Here is a 13860-nt window from a genome sequence, read left to right on the forward strand (position 1 = left end):
TCAGCTCCGTTGAATGGTAACGAGAAGGTTGCCGAGGTCATCGACCTTGAAGTCGTGCCCCGGACGGAAGATCGCCGTGTAGGTCTCGGCCTCGACGACGGACGGACCAGACACCTCAGCACCAGAGCCAAGGTCGTTCAGCTCGTAGACCGGTAGGTCGCGGAAGCCGCCATCGACCCCCTCCTGGATCCAGACCGGGCGATGCGCCTTCGGCACTGGTGCGCCGTCCTGCGCAGCAACCTTGCCGGCGCGCCAGGTGTCGATAGTGTCACGCTTGCCGATGGCCCGCACGTTCCAGCGCGTGAACTCCACCGTGTCGTCCTCGTTGCGGATCGAGTAGATACGCTCGTGCATCGCGTGGAACCGTGCCGCAAGGTCTTCGATATCCGTCTCGCTCAACTTGCCGTTCTCGAGAGTGAAAGGCACCTCGATCTCCCACGATTGGTACTCGTACCGCCCCTGGAAGCTCAACTCGAACGTATGCTTATCTTCCGGTACGCGGGCCGCCTCTAGGAAGGCTTTGGCCTCCTTGCGCAGCTCGTCGATTAGCGTATTGACCTCATCGAGCCGGAAGCGCCGCGCGTCGGTGTGCAGCGCACCGGAGAAGTCGTTCCGCAGGTCAGAAATCAACCCGCCGAAGGCCGACAGACCTGCCATGAAGCGCGGGATCATATAATTTGAAAGGCCCATTACGTCCGCCATCTCGGCGATATGCAACGCAGTCCCGCCGCCACCAGCGACGAAGTAGCTGTCGCGCGGATTGAGGCCTTCGCGGATGGTGATGTCCTCGATGGCGCCGACCATGTTGTGGTTGGCGGTGGTGTAGATGGCATAGGCCGCCTTCTCGACGCTCACGCCAAGTTCGTCGGCCAGCGGTTTCACCGCCTGCTCCGCCAAGTCACAGCGCAGCGGGAAGGCCCCGCCGAGGAAGTAATCGGGATCAATCAAACCAAGCAGAAGGTTGGCATCGGTCACGGTCGGTTTATCGCCGCCCAAGTCAAAACAGGCCGGTCCCGGCCGTGCACCGGCTGAATGCGGCCCGACTTGCAGCATCCCCCCCACATCGACATGTGCGATAGAGCCGCCACCTGCCCCTACCGATCGCACGTCGACCTTGGGAATGCCAAGCGCATCGTCATGGATCATCGAATCTGGGGTGATGATCAGCTTGTGATCGCGCAGCGCCGACACGTCGAAGGTGGTGCCGCCCATGTCGCCGACGATCACGTCCTTTTCGTCGGTGAGCGCCAGAGCCGCCATCGGCGCCAGCGTCGGGCCCGACATGACCGAGTAGATAGGCTGCTCGATCATGGTCTCGGTAGGCATCATGCCCCCGACGCAGTTCGCCAGCAGCAGCTCACCGACAAAATTGCCCTCTTCCAGTTTCGTCACCAGCTTGGAAATATAGGACGAGATCACCGGGCTGATCGACGCGTCGATCGCGGTGGCGATGATGCGCTTGTATTCACGCGGCAGCGGGTTCGTCTTGTGGCTCAGCGAAACGGCAAGACCCGGCTGCATCTCTCGGATGATTTCGGCCACGCGCAACTCGTGCGCCGGGTTCACGACCGACCACAGCAGCCCGACGGCAATGGCTTCAACGCCGCGGTCGATCAGCTTCTGCACCGCCTCGCGCACCTGTGCCTCATCCAGCGCCACGTGTTCGTGACCACGTGCATCTATCCGGCCTCGGACCGTTTCCGTCAGCGAGGCCGGGATATAGGGCTCGGGATAGTCGATCTTCCACTCGAAGGCCCCTTTTCGGGGGCCTTCACGCAGGGTCAGTATATCCTTGTGACCTTCGTTTAGAATCACGCCCGTGCGGGCCACCTTGCGCTCAACAAGCGCGTTGGTGGCCACAGTCGAGCCGTGCACGATCTGGTCAATCTGGGCAACGAACGCCGCGGACTCCAGCCCGTAACCTTCCGCCGCGACATGTAGCACGTTGACGAAACCATTCTCGAATTCGCCCGGCGTGGTGGGAGACTTGAAGATACGCACCTCGCCATCGGGTGCCACGACCAGGCAGTCCGTGAAGGTCCCGCCGATGTCGATGCAAACTTGGTAGCTCATGAAACAATCATTCCTTGTTAGGGTCATGAAGTGCGCCGGTGACGCAAACGGTCGAGAACGAGAACGGCGACGATCAGGACGCCCAGCGTCACTTCCTGCAGGTAGCCGTCCACGCGTGTAAGGTTCATCCCGTTTGAGAGGATGGTGACGAAGAATCCGCCCAGCACCGGTGCGGCCATGCTGCCTTCGCCGCCGCGCAAGCTCATTCCCCCAATAACAGCCGCCGCGATGGTCTGAAGTGTCAGCGCGCCGCCCAGATTGGGTTCTCCCGATCCGGTCCGGGCCGTCATCAGGATGGCGCCAAGCGCGATCAAGACTGAGCACAGCGCATAGCTCCAAAGCAGGATCCGCCGTGACGAGATGCCGGCGACATAAGCCGCCTCTGGGTTGGAGCCCACGAGGAACATGGACCGCCCGAACCGCGTGCGGCGCAGCATGAGATGCAGCAGGAAAACCACAACCGCGGTGATTATGACCGGTACCGGCACGCCCAGCGGCGCGGCCGTCGACAGCATGTCACTGAACCCTTCGGGCAGGTTCGTTACCGGGAACCCCCCGGTGATCGTCGAGGAGATGGCCAGCAGGATATTCATCGTCGCAAGCGTCACGATGAACGGGTTGATCTTCAGCCATGCCACGCAAAACCCGTTGAACAGTCCAACGATCAAGCCCGTCAGGACCCCCAACGCGATCCCTAGTGGGATCGGTAGCGCGCCCGACATCGTCATTCCCAAGGCCGCGGTAAGGCTTACGAGTGACACAGTACCGCCCAGCGACAGGTCGAAGCCGCGTACCAGGATCACCACCGCCTGCGCACAAGCCAGCAAGACCAGGTAGCTCGACTGGGTCAGCACGTTGGACACGTTGCGCAGCGACAGGAACTGCGGCTCGGCGATGGCGAAGATGACGATCATCATCAGGATGGCCGCAACCATCGCCAATTCGAACATCTGCGCCCGTATCCGATCGAACCGGGTGAAAGAGGATACATCAGTCATTGCGGTCGAACTTTCTCTCGATAGCGACGAAGCCGATCAGGAAGCCCCCCAGAACCAGCGTCTGGAACTTGCTGTCGATCTGCGCAAGGTTGAGCGCATTGGACATGAGCGCGAGGAATAGCGCAGCCATGGCGACTCGGGGCACCGAGCCGATACCGCCGCGCAGAGACACCCCGCCGATCACCGCCGCCGCGATGGACTGGATCGCCGCGTCGCCCCCAATCCCGGATTGCCCGGATCCCAGCCGCGCGGTCAGGATCAGCCCGGCCGCCGCGGCCAGTGCGCCGGAGATGCCGTAGGTCACCACCAAGATACGCGTCGGGTTGATACCGCTCTCACGTGCCGCTGACGGGTTCGATCCCACGGCATAGACATGCCGGCCAAATTTTGTCTGTGTGCAGAGCCACCATAGTAAACCAATCACCGCCAAGCCGAACCAGAAGATCACCGGCACGCCTAACAGCTGTCCGCGTCCGATCTCCGAAACCAGCTCGCTGGGCGCGCCATAGATCGGCGCCCCCTTCGTGTACCAGAAGGTCAGACCCGAGATGACAGTCATCGTGCCCAGCGTAATGATGAAGGGCGAGGCTTGCAGCTTGGCCGCCAGGATGCCGTTCACGCCGCCGGCAAAACAGCCGACCAGCAGCGCCGCACCAAAGCCGAGCGAGATAATCAGCATCGGCTGCGAATAGAACGGTTCGGTAAAGGCCAGCATCGAGACCGCGGCCACGACAGAACCTGCCGCCATGATAGCACCGATGGACAAATCGAACCCGCCCACGATCATCACCAACGCCTGAGCCAAAGCCAGCAGCGAGGTCACGGTGAAGTTGCGGAGAATGTTGAAAATGTTCAGCCGGTTATAGAAACGCGGCTCGACCAGCGCCATCACGGCGAGGATTCCGATAATTATTATCGGCAGTATCCACGTCGCGAGCGTCTGCGCGGAAAAACCCGGCTTGCTTGAGGTATCGGTCTGGGCGGTCATTGCGCAATTTCCTGTGTCTCGGTGTCCGGCTGCTTGCCGAAAAAACTTGCGAGCACGCGCTCTTCGGTCTTGGCTCCTTCACGAAGGTCGGCAACGACCTGCCCCTCGTGGATCGAGTAGATTCGGTGGCTGATATGCACGACCTCCTCCAGATCCGACGAGATCACGAGAATCGCGGCACCGGCCTCGGTCAGGTCCCTCATCAGCTGGTAGATCTCGGCCTTGGCGCCGATGTCGACCCCCACCGTCGGCTCGTCGAAGATAAAGAGGTCGAAATTCCGCAAAAGAGCTCGGGCTAGCAAGATCTTCTGCTTGTTGCCACCCGAAAGCATCTCGACCCGGGTGCCCATGTTGTCGGTCGACAGCTTGAGCCGCTCGGCGGCTCTCTGCGCACGCTCACGTTCGCGATTCAGATCGATCAGTCCCCACTTCCCGGTCTTAGGCGCGTCGAGGTCGCTCATCGTGATGTTCTCGGATATAGGCCGGTTCAAGCACAGCCCTTCGGCCCCGCGATCCGACGGGAAATAGCAAACACCGCTCTTCAACATCTGTGACGGGCTGCGCGGCGACACCGGCACACCCTTCAGAAAGATGTTTCCCTCGACGACGGACTCCAGCCCGAAACAGGCGCGTCCCACGCGGCCCTTGCCGCAGCCAACCAGACCGGCTAGTCCGACGATCTCACCCGCGCGCACCTCCAAGCTCACGTCCCTCACGCCGCCAGACTCGGTGGCCAGGTTCGAGATGGAAAGGACCTCCTTGCCGGGCATATGCCGTACATTGGGAAACAGTTCGATCATGCTGCGACCGGTCATCATCGACACGAGCCGGTCTTCCTCGATCTCGTCCTGTTCGATCGTGCCGACATACTTGCCGTTACGCAGGACGGTGACACGCTCCGCCAGTTCGCGAATCTCGCGCATCCGGTGTGAAATGTAGACCACACCGACACCCTGATCGCGCAGCTCCTTGATGATGCGCAGCACGTTTTGCACCTCCACGTCGGCCAGCGACGCGGTTGGTTCGTCAAAAATGATGTAGCGAGCGTGCTGCAGAAGCGCCTTGACGATCTCCGTCTGCTGTTTCTGCGCCCGGCTCAGCGTTGAGGTGATTGCGTCCAGCGGTAGGTTTGTGCGCATCTCAGCCAACTTGGCCTGGGCCAGCGCGCGCATCCGCTTGCGGTCGATACGGCCGAACTTCGTCAGTTCGCGCCCAAGCCAGATGTTGTCCAGCACGGTCAGCGACGGCGCGAGGCTGAATTCCTGGAAAACCGCCGAAACGCCGTTCTTGCGCGCAACTGCCGGACTCAGGCCCAGCATATTCTTTCCATCGATCTTGTAGCTTCCCTTTTCGGGCCGGTGGTTGCCCACCATCACGTTCACGAGCGTCGACTTTCCAGCCCCGTTCTCGCCGAAAAGGACGTGGATCTCGCCAGGCTTGAGCTGGAACTGGACATCGTCCAGCGCCAGTACTCCAGGAAACCGCTTTGTTATTCCGTTCAGTTCAAGCATGAGCTCCGCTCTCAGCAAACCGCGCACCGGGCGGCCGTCGCTCCGGGGGCCTCGGCCGTTCATCGGCTGCAAGGTCATTTGTATGCCCGGCCCCGCACGAAGGCGCAGCCGGGCAAGAGAATGGATTAATCGACCGAGAATTCCGGACGGAAGCCGACCGGCGCAAGCACGGTAGTGATGTCGATATCATTCACGTTGTCGGTGGTGACCATCTGCGGGATGACACCCAAGTGTTGCGGCACTTCCTCACCCTGAAGCACCGCCACCGCAAGGCTGACGGCGATCCGACCCTGCATCACCGGGAACTCGGTAGCAAATGCGGAAACGCTGCCGTTCTTCAGGCTGTCGACCATGGTTTGGTTCTCGTAGGAAGCCACGATGGTCACGTCGTCGTAACCGGCTTCCTCAACGGCACCCACGGCGGCCTCGGCAGCGGGCGCACCGCCCCAAATTGCCTTCAAGTCAGGGTGCGTCTGCAGTGCGTCCTCGACGAGCCCCAGCGACTCGGCCACGCCGGCGGGGCCAAACTTGCGCTCGAGGATTTCGACTGAGCTGTCGGCGACGCCCTCTTCGAAACCGCTCATATACGACTCGGCCCAGCCGGAACCCTGCGGCCCGGGAAGCGCCACGGCACCGCCACCCTCTTCACCCAGGTGCTCGACCAGGAACTTGCCGGTCTGCAGGCCCTTGGTCGCGTAATCCACGAAGATCTTGGAATCGACGGGCGCGGACTGGATCGGATTCACAAAACCGATCTGCACCACGTCGGTCTCGGCGGTCGCCGCAATCTTGTCGGCCAAGCCTGCCTCCGAGATCGGCGCAATCAGCACGGCATCCGCACCGGACGCGACGCAGTCGTCGAACTGACTGACCTGACGCGACAGCTGATCATAGCCACCAGCCTGCAGGATCGTCAGCTCGACGCCCAGACGCTTGGCCTCGGCCACCAGGCCGTAATCCACAGAGATCCAGTACCCGTCCTTCATGTGGGGGACGACGGCGCAAAGCGACCATTTCTCGGAAGCGCCTTCGGTCGGTGCGATCGTTTCCTCGATGGGTTCGCCGCTGTCGAAATTGTAGACGTTAAAGCTTTCCCACTCAGCCTCTTGCGCGAAGGCGGCTGGCGACAAGGCCACCGCGCAGGCAAGCGTCGTCGAGGTGAGAAGCGTGTGGTTCTTGGACATTTTATTACTCCCTGTCTGTGCCCGATTCCCTTGAGGAAACCCAAGCGTAACTCGAGCGACCATACGCTCTACATTTCATACGTCAAGCATGATGCATCATATTTGCTGCGTGACAAATCAAAGGTGCCGTGCTATTATGCACTTGGGTTTCTAGGAGCGCCCCAAACGCTATTGTTGGCTGTGACTTATTGAAGGAGTGAAAGGTGGAGGAAAATCAGGGGCTTTCAGCCATCAGTCAGGCATCTCTAGGTGACGTCGCCTACGAAAAGATCGCGAACGCGATTATAAGCGGTGCGTTCAAGCCTGGTGAAAAGTTGACCATTCGAAACCTCGCCGATCGGCTTGAAACCAGCTCCACACCAGTCCGGGACGCGATGAAGCGTCTGCTTCTGGAAGGTGCTCTGGAACAGCGCGCGGCCCGCGACATCCGCGTTCCCATCATTACGGCCGACCGCTATCGCGAGATCGCCGACATCCGCCTGGAACTCGAAGGCCTCGCCGCGGCGCGGGCCGCAGAGCGCCGTACCGACGCAGACATCGCTGCCCTCGAGAAGAACATCTCGGACAACGAAATCGCCATGAAGGCCAACGATTGGGAACGCTGTATCGCGCTGAACAAGCAATTCCACTTTGCGCTGCCCGAGACTGCGAACATGCCAATCCTGTCCAGCCACCTCGACGGACTCTGGCTCCAGATCGGCCCCCCCATTTCTTCGTTCTATGCGCATGGCGGGCGCGACATGATCGATCACCATTATGATGTCTTTGCTGCGATCAAAGCTCAAAAACCGTCCGACGCCCGAAAGCATATTGTTGCCGACATCGCCAGCTCCGTAGATCACATCATCGCCCATATCGAGAAGGCAGCCAACGCATAGGAGTAGCGTCTACTTTCAGAACCACTACGGAAGAGACCAACTCTTTGACGATCTGAGCTTACCCGCAGCGCGGCTATCACCGCCCCTCTTGGTTCAAGACTATGTTGCGCTCAAGCTCAGATCCTAAGTGGCATCGGCACTCCAGATCTTACGCAACTGGGACAGCCCCGGCGGTCGCCCAATAGTGCTCACGGGTTCAATACCCAGTTTTCTCAATTAACTCTCGGATGATTTCCAGCACGTGACCGACCTGCTTGAGATCACATTCCATATGCGCGCGGATTTTCGCGTCGGTCTCGGCTTCCAGGTCCTCAAGCAACCCCTCGCTCTCGGCTCCGAAAATCTCCTAACGCTCATACCAGAGATCAATTTGGGCCGTCTCGTCTTTGGTCGCAGGCCCTGAACTGGCCCCTGAATCCAGGCTTTGGCGGTATTCATGTCAATTTTGACTTGGTCATGATGCGGCAATGGTTCGGGTAGATCGGTAATCCCCAATTGCCTTCGTCACCGCCGCAGCCCTCGTGCAAGTTTTTTGGAAACCCGCGACGAAAAGCGCCTCCTGCAGCTGCAGCGCAAACTGGCCAAGGTCAAACTGCTGATCATCGACGAGCTGGGCTTCGTCCCCTTAAGCAAAACCGGCGCCGCATTTCAATTCGAACTGATCTCACAGCGCTATGAGCGGGACTCAACGCTAATTACACTGGACCTGCCCTTCGGTAGTGTCCCGAGGAATGGACCGAGACCTTCGGCACCGAACGTCTGACCGGCGCGCTGATGGAGCGCTTGCCCCATCACGTCAATATCCTGGATATGGTCGGTGGAAGCTATCTTCTCAACCAAAGCCGAGTTCGCCTTTCCGCTAGCAATAATTGATGCTCAAAGAATTGGCCTGACCGTCAAAACCCACCCATGTGGGTCAATTTTGCACACAGATTCACAGACAACATCGACCGCAGGCCTCGGGCAGCAGGGGTTTTCAAATGAACCGGCTGAAACCAATCCATACGAAGCAACTCAGCTATGCCACGGGCATCGCGCCGGTCTGTTTTGACCGGAACTGCGGACAACGCGGCATGATTCCTTCGCGTCTCCATCAAAATGCTGTCCAAGCCTCTCTGCGTGAGGCCCTCAAGAAGAAGACCTGACATGGGTCCAACGTACTCGGCCGCAACTTACAAAAGCCGGGTCAGTTCTCAGCGGAAAAGAACACATCAGACAAGGAACGCCAGCGCCCTTTCTCGAACATTGGGGTGGACAAAACCATGGTTTAGAGGGGCAACGAGATGCTCGTTTATGAGGGCGAGGTGGGCACGGTCTGAAAGATTATTTGCCGCTTCTTCAAAGGTAACATAGCGCAGTGCGACATCGCATCCGCTGACCTCAATCTGGTTCGGCAAGCCGGGGTCGAAGGTGTGAGCCACAAACACCACCTCGAATTGCCAGTCCGCTAGCGGTGCAATTGTTTCTAGTTCCTCCTGCCGTACCCCCAGCACATACGCAAACGAGTCAAGGTGGTCGCGAACGTAAGGTTCCGTCAGCTGGCCCCCATGCGACTCATACGAAACGCTTCGGGGGTTCGGTCGCACAGGAAGCTCGAACTCGATGTCACCCAGCTTCCTGCGATAGGTATTCGCTGCGAAGACCGAGTCACCAAGGCCCCTCGCGGCCCAACCGGCATCAGCGTGCTCAATTAGACCGAAGCAATCGACCATTCTTTGTTCGAGGATGCCTGTTGTGTTTGTGTTGCCGCCGCCAATCGCTGCAAGGAGCGCCTCAGCCTGCCCCACCGTCAAATCGGGCACTCTGTGTGGAAGCGCTTCGCCATGGCGCTCAGCTTCGACGCGAAGGTAACGATGAAGCAGCCCGCGCATCTGAGAAGCCAACTCGTCTTTTGCCAAGGACCCCATGTTCTCGACCGCTTCGAGAATGTTCGCTAAGGCCGTCGCTGATCGAGGGCTATCGGTCCGGCCTGTCACCCACACCTGATCGAACCTCAGAGTTGCTTTCGCATTATTCAGGAATGCATTGCGGGCCACGGGAATGCCTGCTGCGATGTACTCTTGGGTGAGCCATGTTGCGATCTGGCCGCGAGGCTTGAACTCATAGGCATAGGTCACCGCATGGTCGAAGCTGTCTTGGATCAGGAGCTGGTAATGCAGAAGGAGAAGGTAAGGGGCATGGAAATCCGTCACGAACAAGTCGGTCAGCCACTCGACAAAGTCACCTTTGCAGCCGAGGCTTTCTGCGACTAGTGCGACGCGCTCGATGCTTCCTGAAACATCCAAGTCTCCAAGCAGCTCCGGCTCGGCGGCGCTGTCGTCTTGAAATGTCTGTTGCGCCTGTCCTAGAGAGAGACTCGGCGAGCACCCCAGCTTCGATAGGATTGCCTGTACAGCCCGCCAATTCAGCGAGAAGCGGTTGTCGCGCACGGTGATCAGTCGACTGATCTCTGAGGCAGTCATCAGCTCTTCGACAGCGAGCCTAGCAATCATACCGGCATGCGATAGAATTTGGCGGGCAGCGTCGTGGGGCAGCAGGTGCGATGACACAAGCGAAGCATGGAGATCGAAGAAATTGTTGGAGCCCCGCTTTGCTGCCCGTCGGTAGGCTGGCCCGTTAGGGCCATCTACGCTGTCAAACATGAATGTGACCGGGTTTCTGACCTCCACATAAAGCATATTACGGACGAATGCCCTAAAGGCAGGAGTGGGGGAACCATCGCGTTTCCAACGCCTCAGCTGAAGGTTGACCCAACTTGCCTTGTCCTGAGCAATGCCGATGCCATCGAGGTAAGCTTCGACAGCAGCGAGGAACTGCTGCTCACGTGACGCGGTGACTGGAAGCAGGACGCCTCGAATGGCGGCTCGCAGATTGTAGTCCATTTCATCGTCCATTTTCGAAGAATTCTTTGGCAGGGACGTTCAGCGCTTCGGCGATCTTTTCGACTGACACGATGGAAGGGTTTCGAATGCCACGTTCGCAGCCGCTGATGTAGGTCCGGTCGAGGCCACATCTCAGCGCCAGCTCCTCTTGTGATAAGCGTGCCTTCTTGCGCAGCCTTTTGAGGTTGCCGGCGAAGATCTGAACGAGGGCTGAATCCAACAACTCCATACTCGTACGGGTAGAGAGGGTGTGGACCATAAGTCTACGGACTATAAGTCACATTGGGGTGGATTTGTGTTTCGGCTTGGGCTATCTGTAACTGAATGATGTGATCATACCAACCGGAGGGCATACATGCTGGATCGTCGCAACGCCTTCTCGGCGGTGTCACTCTTTTCTGGTGCTGGTGGGATGGATGTGGGCTTTGCGCATGCAGGGTTTGACATTGTTTTCGCCAACGACATCGACCGTGATGCATGTGCAACCTACCGGTTAAATCACTCTGGAGCGATCCATCACGGGAGCCTTCTTGACCCAGAGGTTAGCGGCTTGTTGACTGAACAGAATGTTGACCTGGTGTTTGGTGGACCACCTTGTCAGGGCTTCTCTGTGGCTGGCAAGATGGACCCAGACGACGAACGCAGCCGCCTGATCCACTCCTTCTTCGATGTCGTTGACGACCTACAACCGAAGGCTTTTGTATGTGAGAATGTAAAGGCGCTGGCTTTCCTCAACCGCTGGGCAGGAGTGCGTGCGGCGCTGATGGAACGAGGGCGGAAGAACCATCGTGTTGCTTTGGTCATTCTGAATGCAGCCGACTTCGGCGTTCCCCAGATCAGAGAGCGCATGTTTCTTGTTGGCCTCCACCGCGACATATTTGATGGCACTGACGAAGACCTTCAGGCCTATATTGAAGAATGCCTCGCAGCGCAGAAGTCACAGCCCTCCACAGTGGCTGAGATCGTGCGCTCCCTCGGTAGAGCAGGTACAGAAACGAACCCCCGCACTTGTGCGGCGAAGATCACCTACGCTCGCTCACCGATCATGCGGAAATCGCCGTATGCGGGTATGATGTTCAACGGTGCAGGCAGGCCGCTTCCAGCCAAGAAGTGGGCAACGACCCTGCCTGCCTCTATGGGTGGGAACAAAACGCCCATCATAGATGAGGCTGAAATCTTCGAAGGCATGCCGAGTTTTGTGGAAGAGTATCACAGCCATCTGATGAATGGCGGCGAGCCGCGGACTGGGTACGCACCGGAGCGGTTACGGCGCCTGACGGTGGACGAATGCCTAGCCATCCAGACCTTTCCGGTCCATTATCGGTTGGCGGGTTCGCGTAGCGCGCAATATCGCCAGATCGGAAACGCCGTCCCGCCGATGCTGGCAGAAGCGGTAGCAAACGTCTTGGCGCGAGGTCTCGATGGTGGGGCCGCCATGAAGGTCGCCGCTAAATAGCCTTTTCTGACGCGAGCACCGCAAGCGAGAGGCGTCCAGCAGGACTCGTCACAATCTGTGAATTTGATCGGACGACCTCACTGGTCATCTCGTTCCCTATCAAAGTATATTATATTGACCTATACTTATTTGGGGTGTCGACTTGGCATCGACTGAAATAACGATGAGCCAGATCCTCCGCTACCAATCAGGCTGCCGTGTTCCAAACCATTTGATGACATACAATCAGGCCGATATCACGCTGCCCGGAGCACTGTGAGGCAGACGGCCATTTATCAGCCACTCGGCAGCAATTGGCCAGAGTGTTCGTTGGAAGCGGCTGTGAAAAAAAGCAAAATGCCCAATTTTTGTTGTTTCGACGTTCTCCGGAGCGATGCGCAAATGGGTCTGGTCCACATTTCTGTAGTAACCAAGAAGACGAGATACTGCGGCTTCCGTCCCGAATGGGTCGTCCGTCAAGCTGATTGCCAAGAGTTGCGCATGGGTCGCAGCGTGCCGCATTGAAAGGTTATCAGAATCTATCAAAGAAGTCACGCTGGTCTCGAACCTTGGTCCCATGCTGCTCCAATCTCGCGCCACTCCGTGCGGTAAATCTTCCAGCCAACCAAGCGTCTTGCCCGGAAAATATCCAAGAAGCCTTGTAAGAGCGGGCATTAAAAGATGCCATTTCAAAAACAGAAAACGCTTTTGGACGGCAGCATAGTCACGCCAATAGGCAAACTGGGCCCCAACCGTTACAATCCGTTTTAGATGTACGGAAGATTCGGCAAGGCCAAGCGCAAAACCACCTATAGAATGGCCGACAGCAGTCAAGGGCCGATCCGGCCACCGCCGAATTGCGTAAGCAATCACCGCCTCTGCATCTAGCACTCCCCAGTCGATCCATCCTGTCTGAATATCTTTCGCGGACTTCGACCGCGATTGTCCAATGCCGCGATAATCAAAAGTCATCACCGTTGCGCCCTGCCCCGCCAGCCAATTGGCAAAGCGTGAGTAATAGCCTGCCTGAACGCCAGTGGCTGAATGTATAATGACGACCGGGCCACCGTCCCCATGCCAAATGTCACCACGGATCAAAAAACCGTCAGCAGCGATGACATTGAGAGCCTCGTCAGGATGAAGAGCGGTTGATTGCGATAGTTTGTCTGGCATGGAATTCGGAGGCCTTTCTAGTTTCTCACGATCTGGTACAGATCTCCGCGTTCTTTCTCTTTTGGGATCTTAGGAAGACTAGGCTTCGACAGCGGTCTTTACGTTCTGTGCGGCTAGCCCCCCCTTGGTGCGCGCGCTCAAAACAATACCATTGGCAGCTATCGCACGACTTCACAAAAGTAACTTTCAGTTGACTTTACTCGCGCGAAAACTGCCAAAGTGAAGAATATTCCACTCTTTCGCTTGCTTCCCTTTTTGCAGAGCGATGGGATTGGACTTTATGGAACTACTCGCTTCCCATCATGGGTCGTGCCACGATACAATTTTGTCACATGGTAATTGCCACCACACATGAAGAGCTCTTCTAGCCAAACGCATGGGTTTTTACAGTACGACACGACGGATACGAATAGCGCGATAACTGAGGATTATCTCACGGCGCCCGTGGGATACACGAGTAAACCCCTGCAGCCTTTTCGTAGCTGCGCTGGTCCTCGATCACCTTGCCGTCATTGGGCAGGCTGCCGGGGGCGACGATCTCGATCCTGCCCTTCAGTTTCAGCAACTCCGCGACGGACCCGGAGAACGCGTCCGCGTCGGCGCCATTGGTCTCGATCTGCACCGTCATCACGTCCATTTCGCCCTCGCGGCTGGCGATGACGCGGGCGCGGGCGATCTCGGCATGGCCTGCGACCAGCGCCGCCACCTGTTCGGGGCGCACGAACATGCCCTTGATCT

General features: G+C 58.3%; 11 protein-coding genes and 2 pseudogenes. 4 read left to right on the plus strand and 9 right to left on the minus strand.

Annotated features, from left to right (window positions below; translation table 11 throughout):
- The 5 genes from ROH8110_RS18165 to torT form a co-directional block, all read right to left on the minus strand.
- Positions 1–2073 (minus strand): hydantoinase/oxoprolinase family protein, encoded by a 2073-nt coding sequence (locus ROH8110_RS18165; RefSeq protein WP_085819217.1) that lies wholly within the window; start codon positions 2071–2073, stop codon positions 1–3.
- 23 nt (positions 2074–2096) lie between these two features.
- Positions 2097–3071, minus strand: a complete 975-nt coding sequence (locus ROH8110_RS18170) for an ABC transporter permease (RefSeq protein ID WP_085819218.1) — start codon at positions 3069–3071, stop codon at positions 2097–2099.
- Positions 3064–4059, minus strand: coding sequence for an ABC transporter permease (locus ROH8110_RS18175; protein WP_085819219.1), 996 nt, complete (start codon positions 4057–4059; stop codon positions 3064–3066). Before ROH8110_RS18175 ends, ROH8110_RS18170 begins: the two co-directional genes overlap by 8 nt.
- Positions 4056–5570, minus strand: coding sequence for a sugar ABC transporter ATP-binding protein (locus tag ROH8110_RS18180; protein ID WP_085819220.1), 1515 nt, complete (start codon positions 5568–5570; stop codon positions 4056–4058). Before ROH8110_RS18180 ends, ROH8110_RS18175 begins: the two co-directional genes overlap by 4 nt.
- Before the next feature lie 125 nt (positions 5571–5695).
- Positions 5696–6754, minus strand: a complete 1059-nt coding sequence (gene torT, locus ROH8110_RS18185; protein ID WP_085819221.1) for a TMAO reductase system periplasmic protein TorT — start codon at positions 6752–6754, stop codon at positions 5696–5698.
- 203 nt (positions 6755–6957) lie between these two features.
- Between torT and ROH8110_RS18190 the strand changes: the two genes are divergently transcribed.
- The 3 genes and pseudogenes from ROH8110_RS18190 to ROH8110_RS19015 all read left to right on the plus strand — a co-directional run bounded on the left by ROH8110_RS18190 (position 6958) and on the right by ROH8110_RS19015 (position 8777).
- The gene (locus ROH8110_RS18190; protein ID WP_085819222.1) at positions 6958–7632 is read left to right on the plus strand and encodes a GntR family transcriptional regulator; all 675 of its coding nucleotides are present in this window, start codon (positions 6958–6960) and stop codon (positions 7630–7632) included.
- Positions 7633–8126: 494 nt separating this feature from the next.
- A pseudogene (locus ROH8110_RS18195) lies at positions 8127–8505 on the plus strand (ATP-binding protein); the annotation flags it as partial.
- A 107-nt stretch (positions 8506–8612) separates the two neighbouring features.
- Entirely contained in the window at positions 8613–8777 is a 165-nt protein-coding gene (locus ROH8110_RS19015; RefSeq protein WP_170156537.1) for a hypothetical protein, read from the plus strand.
- A 66-nt stretch (positions 8778–8843) separates the two neighbouring features.
- On the opposite strand, the gene ROH8110_RS18200 is transcribed toward ROH8110_RS19015, so the two are convergent.
- Positions 8844–10526 carry a hypothetical protein gene (locus ROH8110_RS18200; RefSeq protein WP_085819223.1) on the minus strand — a complete coding sequence of 561 codons (1683 nt, stop codon included), beginning with the start codon at positions 10524–10526 and terminating at the stop codon, positions 8844–8846.
- Entirely contained in the window at positions 10516–10743 is a 228-nt protein-coding gene (locus ROH8110_RS18205) for a helix-turn-helix domain-containing protein (RefSeq protein WP_085819224.1), read from the minus strand. Before ROH8110_RS18205 ends, ROH8110_RS18200 begins: the two co-directional genes overlap by 11 nt.
- Before the next feature lie 126 nt (positions 10744–10869).
- Between ROH8110_RS18205 and ROH8110_RS18210 the strand changes: the two genes are divergently transcribed.
- A complete protein-coding gene (locus tag ROH8110_RS18210; protein ID WP_085819225.1) occupies positions 10870–11970 on the plus strand; it encodes a DNA cytosine methyltransferase in 1101 nt (366 codons plus the stop codon).
- Positions 11971–12195: 225 nt separating this feature from the next.
- Here ROH8110_RS18210 and ROH8110_RS18215 read toward each other — a convergent pair whose 3' ends face one another.
- Positions 12196–13122, minus strand: coding sequence for an alpha/beta hydrolase family protein (locus tag ROH8110_RS18215; protein ID WP_085819226.1), 927 nt, complete (start codon positions 13120–13122; stop codon positions 12196–12198).
- Between the two features lie 433 nt (positions 13123–13555).
- Positions 13556–13860 (minus strand): annotated as a pseudogene (locus tag ROH8110_RS18220) (hypothetical protein); the annotation flags it as partial.

The organism is Roseovarius halotolerans, from assembly GCF_900172255.1.
Lineage (GTDB): Bacteria > Pseudomonadota > Alphaproteobacteria > Rhodobacterales > Rhodobacteraceae > Roseovarius > Roseovarius halotolerans.

What these genes read in the sequence shown, in the direction of transcription:
- ROH8110_RS18205 (WP_085819224.1), bottom strand. Translation starts at nt 10,743, where the DNA reads ATGGAGTTGTTGGATTCAGCCCTCGTTCAGATCTTCGCCGGCAACCTC.
- ROH8110_RS18200 (WP_085819223.1), bottom strand. Translation starts at nt 10,526, where the DNA reads ATGGACGATGAAATGGACTACAATCTGCGAGCCGCCATTCGAGGCGTC.
- ROH8110_RS18180 (WP_085819220.1), bottom strand. Translation starts at nt 5,570, where the DNA reads ATGCTTGAACTGAACGGAATAACAAAGCGGTTTCCTGGAGTACTGGCG.
- ROH8110_RS18215 (WP_085819226.1), bottom strand. Translation starts at nt 13,122, where the DNA reads ATGCCAGACAAACTATCGCAATCAACCGCTCTTCATCCTGACGAGGCT.
- ROH8110_RS18165 (WP_085819217.1), bottom strand. Translation starts at nt 2,073, where the DNA reads ATGAGCTACCAAGTTTGCATCGACATCGGCGGGACCTTCACGGACTGC.
- ROH8110_RS18175 (WP_085819219.1), bottom strand. Translation starts at nt 4,059, where the DNA reads ATGACCGCCCAGACCGATACCTCAAGCAAGCCGGGTTTTTCCGCGCAG.
- torT (WP_085819221.1), bottom strand. Translation starts at nt 6,754, where the DNA reads ATGTCCAAGAACCACACGCTTCTCACCTCGACGACGCTTGCCTGCGCG.
- ROH8110_RS18210 (WP_085819225.1), top strand. Translation starts at nt 10,870, where the DNA reads ATGCTGGATCGTCGCAACGCCTTCTCGGCGGTGTCACTCTTTTCTGGT.
- ROH8110_RS18170 (WP_085819218.1), bottom strand. Translation starts at nt 3,071, where the DNA reads ATGACTGATGTATCCTCTTTCACCCGGTTCGATCGGATACGGGCGCAG.
- ROH8110_RS19015 (WP_170156537.1), top strand. Translation starts at nt 8,613, where the DNA reads ATGAACCGGCTGAAACCAATCCATACGAAGCAACTCAGCTATGCCACG.